The organism is Sporomusa rhizae (assembly GCF_041428845.1).
GTDB classification, from domain to species: Bacteria; Bacillota; Negativicutes; order Sporomusales; family Sporomusaceae; genus Sporomusa; species Sporomusa rhizae.
In genome coordinates this window covers 577,007-595,913 of record NZ_CP156925.1, presented here as the reverse complement: position 1 = coordinate 595,913, position 18,907 = coordinate 577,007, and the positions used below count along the sequence as shown (strand labels likewise).

15 protein-coding genes and 1 tRNA gene are annotated in these 18,907 nt (G+C 44.4%); 3 read left to right on the top strand and 13 right to left on the bottom strand.

The window, feature by feature from the left end:
• Positions 1 to 9: 9 nt before the first annotated feature.
• Positions 10 to 1,803, bottom strand: coding sequence for an aminopeptidase P family protein (locus tag SRRS_RS02730; RefSeq protein ID WP_371366002.1), 1,794 nt, complete (start codon positions 1,801 to 1,803; stop codon positions 10 to 12).
• 509 nt (positions 1,804 to 2,312) lie between these two features.
• Here SRRS_RS02730 and SRRS_RS02725 point away from each other — a divergent pair.
• Positions 2,313 to 2,861 carry a helix-turn-helix domain-containing protein gene (locus tag SRRS_RS02725; protein WP_371366000.1) on the top strand — a complete coding sequence of 183 codons (549 nt, stop codon included), beginning with the start codon at positions 2,313 to 2,315 and terminating at the stop codon, positions 2,859 to 2,861.
• Positions 2,862 to 2,985: 124 nt separating this feature from the next.
• Here SRRS_RS02725 and SRRS_RS02720 read toward each other — a convergent pair.
• The 12 genes from SRRS_RS02720 to SRRS_RS02665 all read right to left on the bottom strand — a co-directional run bounded on the left by SRRS_RS02720 (position 2,986) and on the right by SRRS_RS02665 (position 15,078).
• A tRNA-Sec gene (locus SRRS_RS02720) sits at positions 2,986 to 3,082 on the bottom strand.
• An 85-nt stretch (positions 3,083 to 3,167) separates the two neighbouring features.
• Positions 3,168 to 4,016: a methyl-accepting chemotaxis protein gene (locus SRRS_RS02715; RefSeq protein WP_371365998.1), complete on the bottom strand. Its 849-nt coding sequence runs from the start codon at positions 4,014 to 4,016 to the stop codon at positions 3,168 to 3,170.
• A 98-nt stretch (positions 4,017 to 4,114) separates the two neighbouring features.
• Positions 4,115 to 4,996 (bottom strand): permease, encoded by an 882-nt coding sequence (locus SRRS_RS02710; protein ID WP_371365996.1) that lies wholly within the window; start codon positions 4,994 to 4,996, stop codon positions 4,115 to 4,117.
• Positions 4,997 to 5,082: 86 nt separating this feature from the next.
• The gene (locus tag SRRS_RS02705; protein WP_371365994.1) at positions 5,083 to 6,090 is read right to left on the bottom strand and encodes a proline racemase; all 1,008 of its coding nucleotides are present in this window, start codon (positions 6,088 to 6,090) and stop codon (positions 5,083 to 5,085) included.
• Positions 6,087 to 6,551 (bottom strand): glycine/sarcosine/betaine reductase component B subunit, encoded by a 465-nt coding sequence (locus SRRS_RS02700; protein ID WP_371365992.1) that lies wholly within the window; start codon positions 6,549 to 6,551, stop codon positions 6,087 to 6,089. The genes SRRS_RS02705 and SRRS_RS02700 overlap by 4 nt, the downstream gene beginning before the upstream one ends.
• A gap of 11 nt (positions 6,552 to 6,562) precedes the next feature.
• Positions 6,563 to 7,441 carry a glycine/sarcosine/betaine reductase component B subunit gene (locus SRRS_RS02695; RefSeq protein ID WP_371365990.1) on the bottom strand — a complete coding sequence of 293 codons (879 nt, stop codon included), beginning with the start codon at positions 7,439 to 7,441 and terminating at the stop codon, positions 6,563 to 6,565.
• 69 nt (positions 7,442 to 7,510) lie between these two features.
• Complete coding sequence (gene prdB / locus SRRS_RS02690) at positions 7,511 to 8,236, bottom strand: D-proline reductase (dithiol) protein PrdB (protein ID WP_371365988.1); 726 nt, start codon at positions 8,234 to 8,236, stop codon at positions 7,511 to 7,513.
• Positions 8,237 to 8,255: 19 nt separating this feature from the next.
• Complete coding sequence (locus SRRS_RS02685) at positions 8,256 to 8,450, bottom strand: CBO2463/CBO2479 domain-containing protein (RefSeq protein ID WP_371365986.1); 195 nt, start codon at positions 8,448 to 8,450, stop codon at positions 8,256 to 8,258.
• Positions 8,440 to 10,215 carry a D-proline reductase (dithiol) proprotein PrdA gene (gene prdA / locus SRRS_RS02680; RefSeq protein WP_371365984.1) on the bottom strand — a complete coding sequence of 592 codons (1,776 nt, stop codon included), beginning with the start codon at positions 10,213 to 10,215 and terminating at the stop codon, positions 8,440 to 8,442. Before prdA ends, SRRS_RS02685 begins: the two co-directional genes overlap by 11 nt.
• A 19-nt stretch (positions 10,216 to 10,234) precedes the next feature.
• Positions 10,235 to 11,527, bottom strand: coding sequence for a proline reductase-associated electron transfer protein PrdC (gene prdC, locus SRRS_RS02675; protein ID WP_371365983.1), 1,293 nt, complete (start codon positions 11,525 to 11,527; stop codon positions 10,235 to 10,237).
• A 331-nt stretch (positions 11,528 to 11,858) separates the two neighbouring features.
• Positions 11,859 to 13,295, bottom strand: a complete 1,437-nt coding sequence (locus SRRS_RS02670) for a sigma-54 interaction domain-containing protein (RefSeq protein ID WP_371365981.1) — start codon at positions 13,293 to 13,295, stop codon at positions 11,859 to 11,861.
• Positions 13,296 to 13,374: 79 nt separating this feature from the next.
• Entirely contained in the window at positions 13,375 to 15,078 is a 1,704-nt protein-coding gene (locus SRRS_RS02665; protein ID WP_371365980.1) for a proline--tRNA ligase, read from the bottom strand.
• A 363-nt stretch (positions 15,079 to 15,441) separates the two neighbouring features.
• On the opposite strand from SRRS_RS02665, the gene selB reads away from it, so the two are divergent.
• Positions 15,442 to 17,328, top strand: a complete 1,887-nt coding sequence (gene selB / locus SRRS_RS02660; protein WP_371365978.1) for a selenocysteine-specific translation elongation factor — start codon at positions 15,442 to 15,444, stop codon at positions 17,326 to 17,328.
• Between the two features lie 157 nt (positions 17,329 to 17,485).
• Complete coding sequence (gene pepV, locus SRRS_RS02655; protein ID WP_371365977.1) at positions 17,486 to 18,877, top strand: dipeptidase PepV; 1,392 nt, start codon at positions 17,486 to 17,488, stop codon at positions 18,875 to 18,877.
• Positions 18,878 to 18,907: the final 30 nt, after the last annotated feature.

The window sequence follows — 18,907 nt, the reverse complement described above, 5'->3', positions numbered from 1 at the left end:
CGCTTGTATTTATATCGCCCGCGTGTACATTTTAAGCCAGTCCCGTTCTTCGTCGCTTACATGCGGCGCCAACTTTTGGTAGACCTGTTCATGATATGCATTCAAATACCGTTTTTCCGCGCCGCTCATTTCTTCCGGATCAATGGCGTCCAGATCGATAGGCACAAACGTGACCGGCTCCATATGCATGAATTGACCGAACTCGTTTTCTTCCCCCCGGCAAATAATCAGTTCATTCTCCAGCCGGATGCCGTGTGAGCCTTCAATATAAATGCCCGGCTCGTCGGTAATTACCATGCCCGCCTCCAGAACATGTGCTTCGTTTTTACCTGGCGCGCTGTACCAGCGGAACCCGCTCGGCCCCTCGTGGATGTTCAGCAGATAGCCGACGCCGTGCCCAGTGCCGCATTTGTAGTCGAGATTCAGTTCCCAAATCGGCTGCCGGGCCATAATGTCCAAGTTGTACCCTTTACAGCCATACAGGAAGTTCGCGCGCGCTAGGTTGATCATTCCCCTCGCCACCGCCGTAAAATGTTTTTTCAGTTCGCGACTCACTTCGCCAATCGCTATCGTCCGGGTGATGTCGGTCGACCCTTCCAAATAATTTCCTCCGGTATCAGCCAGGAACAGGTACCCTTCCGCCAGTTCAGCATCCGTTTCCGGCGACGCCGAATAATGCATCATCGCCGCATGTTCTTTAAAGGCACAGATCGGGGCAAAGCTGGGCCACAGATATCCTTCCTGCTCGGCGCGGAGTTCCTCCAGCTTTTTCGCGACACCGATCTCCGTGATGCGTTCCTTTCCCACCCGGGTTTTCAGCCAACGCATCAGCTGGGTGCAAGCCACGCCGTCCTTAATGTGCGCTTGTTCGATATTCGCCAGTTCCACCGGATTTTTCACGGCTTTAAACAAGATTGTTGGGGTCGGTGCTTCGATTTTCCTCACGTTTTCCGGTATATTTTTGTACAACGCGTAATTGATCCGATCCGGATCGATCAGTGCCACGGCCTGAGCGCCAAATGTCTTGACCGTCTGGTAAATTTCGTTGTACGGGCGGAAAACCACACCATCGTCGACCAGTTTTTCCTTTACCTGCGCATCGAGACGGCTATCGTCAATGAACAGTTTTACGTTATCCAGCGAAACGATCGCATAACAGAGCACTAACGGCGAATACAGGACGTCGCGTCCCCGGATGTTGAGCAGCCAGGCGATGTCGTCGAGTGTCGTCAGTACGTGATGCTCGGCTCCCGCCTCCTGCATTGCCGCCCTGGCCCGCTTCAGCTTAGCCGCCGCGCTCTCACCGCAATACTTCTCATCTAAGACAAACACCGGTTCAGCAGCCATTCGCGGCCGATCTTTCCAGACCGTATCGACAAGGTCATAGCCGTACTCGATGCCAGCCTTCTTCGCCGCCAGCAGTTTTTCATACTCCTGCCCGTCACGCATTGCGATCAGCCGTCCATCGAAGCCGAGTTTTCCGCCTTCCGGCATCACGTCTTTCACGTATTCATACACCGTCGGCACGCCGGGATTGCCGCTCTTGAACAATTGAACCCCGCTGCCTTCAAGCTCCCTCTCCGCCTGGATGAAATAGCGACCGTCCGTCCACAAACCTGCCTCATCGGCCGTGATCACCGCAGTTCCGGCCGACCCGCTAAACCCGGTAAGAAACGCTCTTGCTTTAAAATGCTCGCCCACATATTCGCTCTGATGATTGTCGGACGACGGCACAATGTAGACGTCGATCCCCTTCTCCTTCATCAGTGCCCGCAGCTCGGAAATTCTCTCTTTTCTCCTCATAGATATCCCTCCCCCTATTTCTTTAGATAAGTTTGCCTTTTTTCAATCACCACCTTAAATAGCATCAATACATGCACTTTTATGTAAAATTACCCTCTCGACATCGCTACTGCTGCTCGTTAGCTTGCAATGCTTCTTTTCTCCGCCGGTCGGTAGGGAACTTGTTGGAATTTATATTTGTCTGAATACTGTGAATTTAACCCATACTGTAATTATATTTAGTATTACTGTAAAAGTAAAGGTACTTTTTCTTGACGCACGTCGAATATAGGCCTACCTCACTTGCTTGTATCCCCATCTTTCTTGTTCACTGCTTTTGCCTGCATTATGGGTAGGTTCCAAAGGGGTCGCAGCTTACACTTTAAACAAAACGCGGAAGGAGCACAAACTGTTCCTTCCGTGTTTTATTTGCAGGTGTCACATCTACGTTCCCGGCAGATGACTTTGCCGCCGAATTTTGTTACAATAACTTTAGCTTTACGAATTCACAAACTTCGGAGGACGTCTACATGGTTACTGAAATCGGGGAAAAAATCGGTGCACTGCGCAAAAGTAAGGGACTTACTTTGAAAACGATGAGCGATCATTGCGGCCTTTCGATCAGTTTCCTGTCGCAAATCGAAAATGGCAGTTCATCGCTCGCGATCACCTCGTTGAAAAAAATCGCGGACACACTGAATGTGCCCATCACATATTTCTTCGACTCTCACGAAAACTACAACTACTATATCCCACTGGAAAATCAGAAGAAATGGAGTATCGAAGGCTCTCCGTTCGAATATGTGCGACTGGCCGGCAATTTTCCCGAAACCACCTTAGAACCGCTACTGATGACGCTGCCGCCGCACTCAACACTCGGACAGGTGTTCAACCATCCTGGCGAAGAGTTCGTGTACGTTTTGGAGGGTCTGCTTGTCGTCGATCTGGAGAACAAGCAATACCAGGTTAAGTCCGGCGAATCACTCCATTATCCGTCAACACTATCTCATTCCTGGTCCAATCCGAGTTCGCAGCCGGTTCGGGTGCTGTCGGTCTCTTCGCCGCCGCTGTTTAAATAATCCGCAGAGAAAAAGCGGTATACTCTCTTATGTGGCAGTCAGGACCACCCGAAAAGGGAGAGGCTTGACATAATTATTTAAAGTACCAATGGGGGCTAAAGTCGTGGAATCTATGACTTTATTGTGGCGGGAGCGTGTAGGAATCGAACCCACCCAGGACAAGTTAATGCCCCGCGAACGGTTTTGAAGACCGCAGGAGCCACCAGGCCCCATCCGCCCCCGTGAATAATAATCATCTAATAGCAATACCATAATCTATGACTCAAAATAAGTTAAGTTGGTTCTGTTTTGTTACTCCTGTTTATTCTATTCAAGTTCATCCTTGCTCAAATCACCCGCAAACTTATCAAGCTTTAGCATCATGCCGTTAATATCCTGAATCGCGCCAGCCACGCTAGTAATAGCCTCGGCAATTTGTGTTATAACGCCATCCAATTCTTTTATACGTTTGTACATATCTTCGCCATCATTCTTTATCACAGTTAAAATGTCTTCAATTTTTTTTACCGAATCAGTACTGCTGGCAGCAAGATTGCGAATTTCTTCGGCAACTACACTAAAACCGCGTCCTTGTTCACCAACCCTTGCGGCTTCAATGGCTGCATTTAGTCCTAAAAGGTTGGTCTGCCCGGCGATAGTTTGTATCAACTTGATTACCTGATCGGTTTCCATGGCTTTCTCTTGAAAACCCTTGGCAACATGGGCAAGGTTGATTGTAACTCTTGAAACCTCTTCAGTTTGCGCAGAGATCTCCTGGGTAGTGCTTGCTAGTATATTAACATTCTCGTATAAATTTCCGGATATATCCTTTATCTGATTCTGCCGTGCAGGGGTACTGTCTACACAAATTGATCCGATAACTACATTTTGCTCATTAAAAATAGGTATGGCTACGGCAATGAAGACTTCACCAAACATATCCTTATCTCCATGGATTACAGTCCGGCGTTTCTCTTTAATGGCAGTATGCATAGCACTTCCCGGCTTTAAAGGAGTTCCTGGCACAATTTTTAGATCCTGTTTTGCACTAGGCTTGTATAGTCTAAACTTTTCTGTGTCAGATACCATAATACTAACTTGTTCCATAAATAGGCTAGGCACTAAAGGCACAATTTCTATAATTTTGTTCAAAATTGCTTCATCTTGAAAGCTCACTTCATAATCTCCTCAAAATATCATCTTCTTAATGACCCATTATACTTTTCCATAAGCGGGGATATTCCCGCTCATGGAAAAAAGGTAGTTAGCTTATCTTAGGCTGATATGTTTGTATCAGCCTTTTTCATTGCTGAACGAAGCATGGTGATAGCAGTGTAAATAATTATGCATACAACCATCCATTTAAGAGTTTCCAACGGAAGTTCTTTAACAATATAAGCGGCGATTAATACGCCAATACTACCAGCAAAGGTAATAGCAATAGATGCTTTAATATCATAAGCGCTTTCTTTAACAAATTTAATACTGGCTGCAGGCATCAGAAAAGCGCAAGATGCCATCATAATCGGGAACGCAACTTTAGGACTCATGCCTAAGGCATACACTAAAGCCATACAAGGCGCATACAAACCAATGCCGATAGTCATAAGGGCACCTAAGATTAGGTTACCAATAATGCCCGCGATGAGAGCTCCGCCGGTAAGGCCAATAGCAGAACCACCAACAGGCATAATCTTCAAGAGGCCGGCCAGGAACACAAAAGCCACAATAAGCAGGGATATACCCATACCCATTTGGATTTTCCTTTCCGGTAATTTAGCCACAATACCGGCACCCATAACAGCACCTATAGCAGACGCAGCAATCATTGTAATTAGGGTAATCGGCTCCACTTCAATAATGGTAATAAACAGCAATGCTTCTATTACAACAGGTATAGTCATGCTGACATTGAGAGTTCCCGGAAACAATCTATCAGGTACAAGTTTAAAGAACTTAAACATTGCTGTAGTTGGGGCAAAGCTGCCGATACCCAGCGTATCAAAAAAGTTGGCAATAAAACCAACACCTGAAAGGCTTGCCCAGCCAACGTTGGACATAGAGTCCTTGTTTTTTAGAGCATGGGTGAAAAATATATAACTGAAGGCTATTGTTATCGCACCAAGGGCAGCTTGAACGAAGGCAACTAATGACATAATTTACCTCCTGCCTTTTATTATTTAAATTATTAAAGGAGTTTTAGATTTTTTTTTTTGCATTTTGCTCAACGCAAGATGGATGCTTAACCTAATTGAAAACCATATTTCAAAGGGTCCTCTGGATCAATGACATACTGACAACAACCGGTAATATAGGCACAACCGGTTATTTCCGGAATGATGGCTGAGTATCCAGCTATCGTGGTAGTTTCAACAACTCTTCCTTTGAATAATGTACCTGTGACACTTTCATACACAAACTCTTCATTGAGACCCAGTTTGCCTTTGGCAAACAAGGTTGCCATTTTCGCACTAGTCCCCGTACCGCAAGGTGAACGATCGGCCTGACCATCGCCAAAGATGACAACATTCTTGAAATTTGCCTCGGAATTAGTAGCAGTATCATAGATTTCTACCAAATCAATGCTGCGAATATGTTCTTTTTCTGGATGCTGTACCTTAATTTGCTCATTAGCAGCCTGCTTGATGGCCATACCAATTTTAATAAGTTCACCAATATTCTCAGTTGAAATCTTGATAGCTAAGTCTTTGGCATTAACTATGGCAAAAAAGCTGCCACCAAAAGCAATGTCGGCCCTAACTTCCCCCAAGCCCGAGACTTGGAGCTTAGCATCGGCCTTATATAAAAACGAGGGTACATTCCGGATGGTCGTTGATTTGACTGCGCCGTCTTTAACTTCTAATCTGGCCTCAATTAATCCGGCAGGAGCTTCTATCTTTAGTCTTGTAATAGGCTCTACCGGAGGTACCATGCCAGTTTCAACTGCTACAGTTGCTGCACCAATTGAACCGTGACCACACATATTCAGGTAGCCACCGCCGTCCATAAATACAATACCGAAATCAGCCGATGGATCAATAGGACTGGTAATAATTGAGCCAAACATGTCACGATGCCCGCGGGGCTCATGCATCAATGCTGTACGCAAATAATCTAGATGCTGTTCCAAATATTCCTTTTTTGCACTCATAGTGCATCCCGGTATATTGGGAACACCACCTATAACAATACGGGTAGGCTCTCCCATAGTATGAGAATCAATCGCAGTTATATTTCTGCTAAACCTCATTTAAATTGCGCCTCCAAACATTTTTTTAACAACCGAAGTGCTCTAACGGTGTCAACTGCTGAAACTGTATTCTCGCCCACAATTTCTGTTTCTTTGGCTTCCCCTGACTTATCAAGATCAATGATATTTACCATATATTCATTTTCAACAACGAAACCGTCAGCGGAAAAAGTAAGCCCCACGACAGGAATGTTTTGTTTCCCCAGTTCCTCCATATGTGCCGCAAAATCAATATGCTGATTGCCGTAGCCCTCTGCGTAGATTAAAATCCCATCCACATCAAGAGCATCTGCTAACACTCCAAGGCGTTCTGCCCCATAGAATTTTTGACTATTATCCTGGGGACTGCCTATAATAGCCACACCTACTAGGTCAATACTCTCATCCTGCCGGGTTATTTCGATTAAGGGGTCACGAAAGTGATGTAGTGTAGTTTCCTTCATGGACGGTCCAACACCCATAAAATCCTCTCCTATGTTAACGAATGTATTCCACCGTCTTTTATTTCATTTGGGGTCAGTATAATCGGAATATTGCCCAAATCAATTATGGACTTACCACCTTGAACCCCAGCAGGTTCAGTAGGCAACAGAATATTGTCATGCATGGCTCCCTGACCGCACAGCTGCTTGACAATCAGTATTCTGGGTTTACCCCGGCGCCTTTTATCCTCGAATACTGTTGTCTTTACTACTTCCTTAGCTGGCAACGTACGCAGCACCGCGCGAATAGTTTCGATAAAAGAATCACATAATTGGTGGGCGGATATCGGGCCACGACGTTCCATTCCTGTGCCCTTTTGAAGGACGACATCCATGCGCAGGATAATATCCTTGGCATCTGGCGTTCCTGGCATACCGAATTTAACTCTTTCAGATAATATGCCGTGAGAAGATCCAAATTCTGCAATTTGGCGACCGTCTTCATCGATACCTGTTAAAAATATCACTACGCCGCTCAAGTACCGGGTTTTACCGTACCCTATACTCCCAGATACCTTAGTAGCAATTGGAATTATATCCATAACGCTATTTGTTTGAATATTTCGGTAATTCGGCTCAATAATATCAATTGTTACTTTTTTTACTAACGTGTTTTCCCGCAGCAGTGGAATAATCAAGTTCTGATCCACATACAGCGTCTTGTCTTTTATATCAGTTTTGGTTCCTAGAGTTACCTTATTTACACTAAACTCTTCAATAATTAGTTTTCTTAGAACTGTTGTCTGTTGGTTATCCAGCTGAATGCTTTCCGTTGGAGCAGACTGAGTGCGCTGTCTTTGGGCAGTTAATAATCTTTCCGGCACATCAATGGTTATGCCTTTGGCCTGAGATACGTCGAGCTTCAACAAACTCTCATCTCCAAACTTGGTAATCCGGAAAACTCCGACACTCTGGAGTTTCCCGGATTAGAATCTGTTTTAGACCTTAGCCCGGTATTCGTAAGGCAAGGATACAATTTTACCGCAGGTATCAATACTTACCAAGGCTTTAAGAGTATCCTTCAGAATACTTGTTTGCATATCCTTATTATGAGGTTCGCCTACATTGGCTCCCATCGGCACCAACGGTGCCGAAACGCGCGGTGATCCCTGCTGTCTGGCAACAGGTGGTAATGCCGCAATAATAATAGTAGGGATACCAATTGCTTCAATTGACCTCTGCACAATCACGGCAGAGCGATGGCAAGTACCTCAGCCAGCGGTTAGCAATGCGATGTCTACTTTATCCTCTTTCAGGATTTTCGCAATTGCCGGACCTGTCTCATTTTCAAATTTTTGAATATTGCCGCCGCCGCCCATGAAGCCAATGAATTTTGGAGCCAGGCTGCCAATTACTCCTTCGTCTGCTAGCTCATGCAGCCTGTCGATAGGGAACATGGCGTTGATGTCTTTGTTAACATCGCTGTTATCATAGCCACCATGGGTAACCATCAGTTCAGATGATGGTGTTGACGAGAGAATTTCTCTAAAACTAAAATCACCCGCTAGGCTGAAAGGGGTCTGGGATTTGATGTGTACACCAGCCGCAGTAATAAAAGCCACTGAACATTCATTAATTGGCTTAGACACAGGTGTCCAAACTGGTGGTGGTGTGATAGGTACGTAAATCTCAGATTGTAAACCTTGCACAATAGTTAGACTCACTGTTTTACCTCCTGTTTTTTTATTTTTGACTTACGCGAACATAACTCAGATAAAACTCCACTTCGTCGTCGATTTGAAGTTTATTATCGGAGATTATAAATCGCAGGGGAAGATTTAAAACACCAAGCCGCCCGTTAATTGCAATTTTAACCCCGACATCAGTTATCTCCACGAGTTTGCCTTTTAGTAAACGCGGATTTAATTCATATTCCATTACTTGTCAGCCCCACTAGTTTCTGATTTGCCTCGATAATGGATTGATCCCATTTTCTGGCCGGAGCTTTAATCGGCACACCAGCCATTTTAGTTTTAAGCATTGCCAGTGCCCTAATGGCGTCTTCCGGGCATAATGTGTTATCACCAAGAATTTCTGATTCAAAGCCTTCCGGATTTTTATTAAGATCGATCATACTATCCATATACTTGTTACCAACTACCAAGGCTCCTTGATATGCTGAATAAGTAACTCCCACTACGCTAACACCGCGTTGCCCGATTTGTTCGATATGGCTGGCAAAATCGATATGGTTATTGCCAAAACCTTCAGTAGTAACAATTGCACCTTCAACGCCGAGTGCTTCAACGATAGCTCCAACCCGTCCTGATACATAACTCTTTTCTTCATTAATCTGGGGACTGCCGACAAATACCACGCCGACTAAGTTAATTTCCGGATCGTTTGCCATTAAATTGACTAAGGGCTCACGGAAGTAGTGGCGGGTATTTTCTTTGGAAGCCGGACCAATACAGGTTAGTGCATGGATACCGCCATCACGTACTTCGTTAGGCGATAAAACGACAGGAACGTTACCAAGATCAACATTAGGGCGGCCACCAAAAATACCAGCCGGCTCGGTGGGCAGAATAACATTGTCATGCATTGCTCCCTGTCCCATGATTTCCTTAACCAACACTACCCGTGGACGACCGGTGCGTTCAACGTCGTTATACACTACTTCATTAACGCTTTCACTGGCAGGCAGCTTTTTGAGAACTTCTCTAATTTCATTAATAATAGTGTCGCAGGCTTTGTGGGCTGCAAAAGGACCTCTTCTTTCCATTCCTGTTCCGGCGGCAATAGTTACCTGAAGTTTTACCATAATATCTTGTTCATCAGGACAACCGGGGCGGTTGTAGCGGATCTTCTCATCCATGAAGCCTTCGCAGGAACCAAACTCATGTACTTGGAGACCACTTTCGTCTAGACCGGTCAAAATTACTACCATGCCGCTCAATACGTTGGTAACGCCTTCGCCCAGACGACCTTCAACTTTGGCGGCTACAGGAACAACGTCCATAATTGTATTGCTGAAGACATGTTTATTGTCTGGAGTGATAATTTCCATTTCAAGTTTCTTAACCAACTCGTCGCTGCGCATTGCAACTTTGCAAAGGTTCTTATTGATTTCTAAAACACCGTTTGCAAAAGAAGTTTTTTCACCTAGCTCAACTTTTTTGACGGCAAATTCACGTTTAGTGAAGGTTCGCTTTACTTTGTCTTCGCACTTAATGGCAGAAGCAGCAGAAGTGCCACTAGCGCTCTCACGTACCATGCCGCCATCACTAACCATTACTGTGGGGAACTCAAGGTTGATACCCTTACCTTCTTCAATGCGAATTCGCACCATGCCGCCGGATACTGAGGTTTCCATTGCAGCTGCAGCTTGACTGCTGCCAGAGATTATTTCGGCTACGGGCTCTAGTGGGGTGGAAGCTGGTGCTTGATTAACCACACCCTCCAGCAAATTCGCCGTAAGCGGTGTTAAAGCATCAATATCTTTTAGTAATTTAGCGCCAATAACCTGACCAATCTTGAGCACGTCATCGGAAATTGTCAGTAACCCTGAATCCTCAAGATCCGGGAAGATACCGGGATCTTCAAGGTCAGACGGACTAATTATTGTGCCTTTTGTGGTCAAACAACATACCACTGCAGGGTCATTGGCATGTTGTTTAGCAGTTTCGGCAGTAATAGACATATTGTTCCTCCTTTGCAAATTAGTTAATTTTAAGCCTGCGTACCAACTTATGATTAACAGAACGCAACACATGGTCGGTATGATGGTAAACCGGCAGTTTCAGCTTAGGGGCGACTCCCATAACTGTATTAGTGCAGTCGCTGCAATTACTCACAAGCAGAACTTCGGCACCGGATTTTTTTAGTTTCAGAATCTTTTCAGCTTGTCCTGGGCAGTTGCCCGGATTCTCACACTTCATAGTTCCCCGAACATCAACGACTTGTTTACAGGATTCTACTCCAACAACTTCTGCTCCCATTTTTTTCGCCAATTCTCTAAGGCGGGTTTCCGTAGCCCCGCAGGCACAGATCAAGAGGCCTATTTTACGATTTTCGTGAGGAAGTGGTACCGTAGCCAGGATGCCGCCGCTGGTTTTGATAATAACATCGTCAATAGCGGCACTTTGCCCGGTGAAAGGCCCGCCTAAAACGATCTCGCCATAGTCGCCGTCGATACCGCCGGCAGCTTCTATAAGTTCCCTAATAGAAGTACCTATCGGGACATCCATAAAGACTTGAGCGTCACGCCCACGCTTTAGATGACCGGCAACTGTAATGTTCTTGGTTATTACCGGTTTTTTCAGATCTACGGCTTCAGCAATTCTGGCCAGGGTTTCAACATTAGCGACTACCGCCTTAGCTGCTACTGGTAACTCAGCAGGACTAAGCAAGGTTCCGAGAACTTCGCGTATAATAGCCCGTTCTTCACCCATGGGATAGAGATCAGGTAATTCGGAAATTGATATACGTTCGTCATCAATTACCGAGTTCAGAGACTTGATAGCCTGAGTATTTTTAGCCTTAATGGCAAAAATGCCTCGCGATGCATTTACAGCCTGCATAGCATATTTCAAACCAGCATAAGCAAGTCTGGGATTTTCAACTAGTTGCTTAATATTGTGTGCCAGGATAGGTTCACATTCCACACCGTTGGCGATCACTATTCCGCCTTGCAAGTCAGTGCTTAGCTTCACATGAGTGGGAAAGCCTGCTCCTCCCATACCCACTATACCGGCATCTTTGATGATGTCGACAATGCTGCCGGTAGCATCTAATGGTCGATAGGTATCTGTCTGAACTTCATCCGCTTCAATTATTACTTCCTTATCAGTAACTTCTAAAACTCTACCGTTGACACTGGCATGAATATTGGCTCCAAGACCATTGGGAGTAGCTATTAACATTCCCTTTTCTACCATATCGCCTTTCTTAACAAGTGAGATGCTAACATTGCCAATGTGCTGCTTCAAAGCAATGCGATATTTTTTTTTCATTTCTATCACCCCCCCTTTTGTTTATTATTAATACTATTAACGCAATAACCATGCCAACTGTAATTAAGGGTTAATAAATGGCAAAAACCAGGGATTAAAGTTACATATATTTGCAATTGTCATATGAATGTATTATCAGATTTACATTCAAAACCACTTCTTCCGATTTTTAATTAACATTTAAAATACTGAATCGTCATATTTTCGACACTTCTGCCTCCTCAAAAATCCTAAAAGTCCAATTTTCTACACAAAAAAAATAAAGGCGTCCAACTAACCGACATATGTCAGTTAGTTGGACGCCTTTATTTACGCTTATGTTTTTAACACTTTACTCAATACCTAATTTTTCGAGCTTGTAATATAAGCTGCTTCTAGGAATATTAAGAAGTTTAGCAGCTTTGGCTTTATTATTGCCCGTTGCCTCCAAGGCATTTAGTACCGCCTGTTTCTCAGTCTCCATCACCACATCCGCTAGCTTTAATTTAGGTTGGTGTGCAGTAGTCCCATTTATTCCACTCGTTTCTTTTGAGAAATTTTCCGGCAGCAAGGGCAATAGATTTGCAGAAATAGTATTATTGTCCGCTAAGATGACCAACCGCTCCATTACGTTTTTCAGTTCGCGTACATTACCCGGCCAATGATAATCCATTAGTACCTTCATTACTTCCGGAGCAATCTTATCTATCGCTTTATTATTGGCCAATGAATGTTTTTTTAAATAATGGTCGATCAGTATCGGTATATCATCGATTCTTTCCCGTAATCCCGGAATTTTCAGGGTAAATACATTTAGACGATAAAATAAATCCTGCCGGAAGGTTCCCTGTTGCAGCATATGCTTCATATCACGGTTGGTGGCTGATATAACCCGGATATTAACTTTAATTGGCTTGATGCCTCCTACGCGATAAAACTCCCCGCTCTCCAGCACTCGTAAAAGTTTAGATTGCATATCTAGGGGCAATTCGCCGATTTCATCCAGGAATACGGTACCCTTATTGGCAATTTCAAACTTACCCGGCTTGATCTTTTTTTGCGCTCCGGTAAATGCTCCCGGTTCATAGCCAAATAATTCGCTTTCCATTAGCGATTGGGGTATAGAACTGCAATCTACTACAACGAATGGTTCCTCTTTACGGCTGCTGCTCATATGGATGGATTGGGCAAACAAATCTTTGCCTGTACCACTTTCACCTATGATCATGACGGAAGCTTCTGCTTCGGAAAGCCGTTTGGCCATCATAATCAAATCATACATTTTCTTACTGCGGTAGATGATTTTATTAAAAATTTGATAGCCCTGTAGCTTTTTGAATTCTCCTTCGGCATACTCCAAATACTTAATCCGTTGTTTTGCTTCTACCAATTCATTTCGCAGTCGCCAAAATTCAGTAACATCCTGGTCGATGGTAACAGCTCCGATTATTTTGTCTCCTTCTCTGATCGGGATAGCACTGATAATGATTCTGGATCCTTCTCTTGGGGAATGTTCTACATACTCAACGGTTTGTCCGGTCTTAAGCACTTCAAGGCCAAGGGGAGTGGGGAAAAACAGCTCAATGTGCTTTTGTACTATTTGTTCCCGTTTAATTCCATATAGCTTTTCAGCACTTCGGTTCCAATAAATTACTATCCCTGTTTCAGAGATCACGCATATAGCTTCATTGATATTTTCTAATATATTTTCCAGAGAAATAGCCCATTGAGTTTGGACCAAGCCATCTTCTTTGCTTTTCTCCTCGAAAATATTTAGCTTAGCTTTCATATCGCTTCTCCTACTCGCAATATACATCTTTGAATATTTTAAAATCTAGCTGTAAACTTAGAGGTCGTCAAACTATCATTTAGAGTTCTAATAGCATATCTTTGATTACACTAATGCATCCTTCTAATTTCAAGTACCGAACTTCACCAGTCCGCCTGATTTTGCATTCCAGTAAATTATCTTCTAAGGTTTTAGCCCCAATAGTAATTCTGAGGGGATAGCCGATTAAATCGGCATCTTTAAACTTCACGCCGGGGCGCTCATCGCGATCATCAAAGGCCGCTTCCACCCCTGCTGCCGTTAATTGGTTATATAAGGACTCTGCAAGTTCTATTTGACGGTTGTCCTTGCTATTAACAGGCACTATGACTACATGATAGGGAGCAATAGCTGCCGGCCAAATAATGCCATCTTTATCATTGTTTTGCTCAATGGAAGCAGCCATAGTCCGTGAAACTCCAACCCCGTAGCACCCCATAACAATAGGTTTTTCAATACCGGTTTCATCAACAAATACGGCATTGAGAGCTTTACTGTACTTGGTTTGCAGTTTAAAAATCTGACCGACTTCAATCCCTCTGGCAGTAGCCACAGGATTTCCACAGTGAGGACAGGGATCTCCTTCTTTGATTTGCCGGATATCAGCAACAATTGTTGGTTTAAAATCCCGGACAGGATTGACATTGATAAAATGAAAGTCCTGTTTGTTGCCACCGCATTCTGTATTGACCATGTTCATGACGGTGTGATCGGCAACGATAATGGCTTCTTTAATACCAATAGGTCCGATGTAGCCCGCCTCACTGCCCATTTGCTCTCTTACAACAATATCATCGGCCATAGCCAAAAACAGGCAGTCCAACGTATTTTTTAGTTTAATCTCGTTAACCTCATGATCACCGCGAACCAGTGCCAAGATTGGCCCTTTATCCGTTATGTAAGCCAGCGTTTTGATGGCATGCTCAGGCTCAAAGCCCAAAAACTCTGCCACTTCAGCCATGGTTCGGCAATTTGGCGTATTTACCAGCGCTAACTCTTTTACGTCGGCAGCCGGTACCTCAATGGCTTTAAGCTCAGCCTGCTCAACATTGGCAGCATAGTCGCAAGCGGTACAATAGGCAATGCCCGCTTCCCCAGATTTGGCGATAACCATAAATTCAATGGAGCCGCTGCCGCCAATGGCACCGGAGTCAGCTTCAACCGGACGGTAACTCAACCCGCAGCGTTCAAATATCTTGCAGTATGCGTCGTACATTTTCCAATAATTTATCTCTAAACCTTCTTCATCTTTATCAAAAGAATATAAATCTTTCATGATAAACTCTCGTCCACGCATTAGACCGAACCGGGGTCTAATTTCATCTCTAAATTTATCTTGAATTTGATATAACATTAATGGCAGCTGGCGATAGGATTGAACATCAGCCCGTACCAGTGATGTAATAATTTCTTCATGAGTTGGTCCGAGGCAAAAATCTCTAGAGTGCCTGTCTTTTAACCGGAACATCTCATCCCCATAGACAGTCCACCGGCCCGTTTCTTTCCACAATTCAGCCGGCTGGATAATTGGCATCATCAGTTCTTGCCCGCCTTTGGCATCCATTTCTTCCCGGCAGATTTGTATGATCTTTTTCAGTGTCCGCCAAGCTAACGGCAAATAATTATATACTCCCGGCGCAGCTTTACGGATCATTCCAGCTTTTAGCATAAGTTGATGACTGATAATCTCAGCTTCAGACGGAATCTCCCTCAACGTGGGTGCGTATAGTGTCGAAACTTTCATACTAATCCTCCCTCACATTATACTTCGATCAAAATATTTTTCATCTCCTTTTTCTATATTATTTTACATATTCCTCCTGAAAATAAAAGTATTTCCAATTGAAATTGTTTCAATCAGCGATTCAGGCGGGGGGCGAAATTCTCCTGTGGGTAAAAAGAAAAAAACTGTTAGAACAGTCCTTTGGCTTTTTTATAAAAATAAGACAATTGTAATAATAATGCAAAAATAGTAAGTAAAGATACATTTTTTTAGAAAAAGCACACTTTTGTTTGTTTGTGGTAAAATAATGTAAAAAACAATACTATAATGAACGAGGTGCAATTTTCCGGTGAATCTAATAATATCATACTAAGGAGTAAGCCATTGAAGTATTTGATAATTGGAACGGCAGGTCACGTGGATCATGGTAAGACTGCGTTAATAAAAGCATTAACAGGTACAGATACCGACCGTTTAAAAGAGGAACAGGCGCGAGGAATCTCAATCGAACTAGGCTTTGCGTCTTTACAATTGAATGATAAAATTCTGGCTGGTATAGTTGACGTGCCAGGTCATGAACGGTTCCTAAAAAATATGTTGGCGGGAACTGGCGGCATCGATTTGGCGGTTTTAGTAGTAGCCGCTGATGAGGGAATTATGCCGCAGACAAGAGAACACTTGGCTATGCTGCAGCTCTATGGGGTACGGCATGGTGTAGTTGCTATTAATAAGGTAGATAAAGTAGATCAAGAATGGCTGGCAATGGTAGAAGAGGATATAAAAGATTTGCTGAAGGGAACCTTTTTAGCGAATACGCCGCTGTGCCGTGTATCCGCAATCAGCGGCGAGGGTATTACTGATTTAAAAGCGAAACTAACACAACTGAGTGAACAACTAACCCCCAGGGATTCCGAAGCACCATTCCGACTTTGGATAGACCGGGTTTTTGCCGCAAAAGGGTTTGGTGTTATTGTTACCGGTTCTGTATTAACAGGACAAGTCTCTATCCGTGATATGTTGCAAATTTACCCTACAAATGATGTTGCCAGGGTAAGAGGCTTGGAAAGCCATGGTGTAAAAGTGGATACCATTTATGCCGGCCAACGGGCGGCTATTAATCTGGCTGAGGTAAAAAAAGAAAGAGTAGACAGGGGAATGGCTTTAAGCGCGTTAGATCACAGCCAGGTAAGTGATACTTGGGATGTCATTACCCAGTGGCATTCTGAAGTGAAAAGCGGCACTAGAGTGAGACTGCACATCGGTACGGGGGAACATATCGGACGTCTTTATAGCTTTAAAAATGCGGCCCCATCTTATATGAGGCTAATATTAGAGGCTCCCCTGGCCGCAGCTATAGGTGACAGAGGCATTCTCCGCTTATATTCTCCTCAATACCTGATTGGTGGCGTAAGGCTGGTTGCCCCCGGACAACCCAGCAGGACGTTAGGGCCAGCGCGTCAGTCGCTGGCTGATGCCTTGAGAACAAATGATACTAAGCAAATTATCTATCGCTTAGTAAGCGAATTCCGGCGGCCGGTATCTAAGGCTGAAATACTAAAGGTTTCAGGCTATTTGCTTGAGCAACAGGTAGTGACGATACTCAGTGAGTTAACGGCAGCAGGGGCTATCAAAGTTTTGGACGGTTATTATCTGAGTAATGAAACCTTGCAAGAATTGAGCGATACGTTAAAGAGCCTCTTATCCGATTATCATCGCGATCAGCCAGAACGCGGTGGTGCGCCGCTGGAAAGCGTGAGACAAAAAATGGGGCTTGACGAAAAGTCGTTTAATCTTTTAATTGCCTATTGGCAGCCATCAGAAATCATTACCAATAACGGCAGCGAAATTGCCCTGCCCGAATATGCCGCTAAACATACCGACAAGAAGCTGAGTATTAGAACTCAATTTGAAGCGGTAATATCACCTGACGAATTACTGACAATAGATGTTGAATTGTTAAGCGAGAAATTACAATTGACCCGCGACAAGGCTAAAATGGTTTATGATTTATTTACCGGGGATGGAACCTTCGTCCGTATCGGCGATATGTATTTATATAACAAAACTATCGAAAAAGTGGCCGGTAAGCTACAGCTCTATTTTCAAGAGAATCAGACCATTAATGTTGCCGAATTTCGTGATTTGTTGCAAACTTCTCGCAAAATAGCTTTGCCGTTGCTTGAATATTTCGACTTGCATAAATATACCATTCGTAATGGCAGCCAACGTGTAATGGGTTCAAAATTAAAAAATTTTAATATTTATTTATAACCTATGATTAGCCCCCGAAAAAGCACATCTGAGAAAAGGGGAAGCAAATTAACCTTTCGGGTGCAAGCCAACCACCCTTTAGGCAGGAATTTGACTTTTTTCATGGAAGATTGTGTAATATATCTCTTAAATTGGAAGAAGGAAAGGGGTTTATACTATGGACAACTTAAACGAGAAAGTTGACAGTCTACGTGATGAACTGGTTGCTGCCGTGCAGCAGACAGTTCAACTCCGGAGTGTCGAAGGAGACCCAACTGAAGAAATGCCGTACGGTCCAAAGGTCGCTCTGGCCTTGTCGCATATTCTTGGTCTCGCGACCGGTCTGGGCTTTACTACCCGCAACCTAGACGGTTATGTTGGTTACGCCGAATACGGGTCCGGGGAAGATTATGTGGCAGTTCTGGGCCATTTTGATGTCGTTCCTGAAGGAAGCGGCTGGAAGTACCCGCCGTACGGCGGCGAGATCCATGAGGGCAAAATATACGGCCGCGGCGTAGTAGATGACAAGGGCCCTACTCTTGCCGCATTATATGGGTTAAAAGCGATTAAGGTCGCCGGCTTGAAACTGTCCAAGCGGGTACGTATCCTCTTCGGCACCAACGAAGAAACTGGATGTAATGAAATCTCCCACTACCTTAAAACCGAGAAGCCCCCGGTCGCCGGATTCACGCCGGACGCCGATTATCCTGTTATTTATGCCGAAAAAGGTATTATGCGGTTTGCCCCAACCAAAAAATTAAATCCCATAAGCGATGGATCAGTCCGCGTTAAACGGATTAAGGGCGGCGAACGCCCCAATATTGTCTGCGGTTATGCTGAAGCGACCCTGGAAGCCAGTTCTCCCGACGCAGTCCTCAAGGCCTGCACTGAATTCGCCCGGACAAGCAGCGTCAATATCAAAGCAACCGCAAACGGTAATACAGTACTTATTCAGTCCCATGGCGTGTCCGCCCACGCTAGCCGGCCCCAGTTGGGCAAGAACGCCATTACCCAGTTGGTTGCGTGCTTGGCGGCCTGCGACCTTAGCGGCGATATTGCCGCTTATATCAATGCCATTCATCACTACATCGGTAATGAAATAAACGGTCATTCCCTGGGCATAGGATTTTCGGATGAGCCTTCCGGCAGTCTGACTCTAAATGTCGGCATTATCGACGTTAATGAGCATCAGGCCAGCATCACCTGCGATGTGCGTTACCCGGTTACTTGTAAGTTTGATCAACTAATCGCCCCTGTGGAAAAAAACTTTAATGGAAGCGGTATCGAGGTAGACAACATCACCAATACCAATCCACTATACTACCCGAAGGATCATCCCTTAATCCAAACTCTCTCCCGCGTTTTTACCGAACAAACCGGGATTCACGTCGACCCCATCGCCACCGGCGGCGGCACTTACGCAAAGACTCTACCGAATATCGTGGGCTTTGGCCCAAATTTTCCTGGTAAGAAAGACTATTGCCACCAACCTGACGAGCACATGACAATCGAAGATTTAATACTTAACGCAAAAATATATGCCCATGCCATCTACGAATTAGCGAAGTAGTAAAAAAAGGAAGTATGGCCTCAACATAAG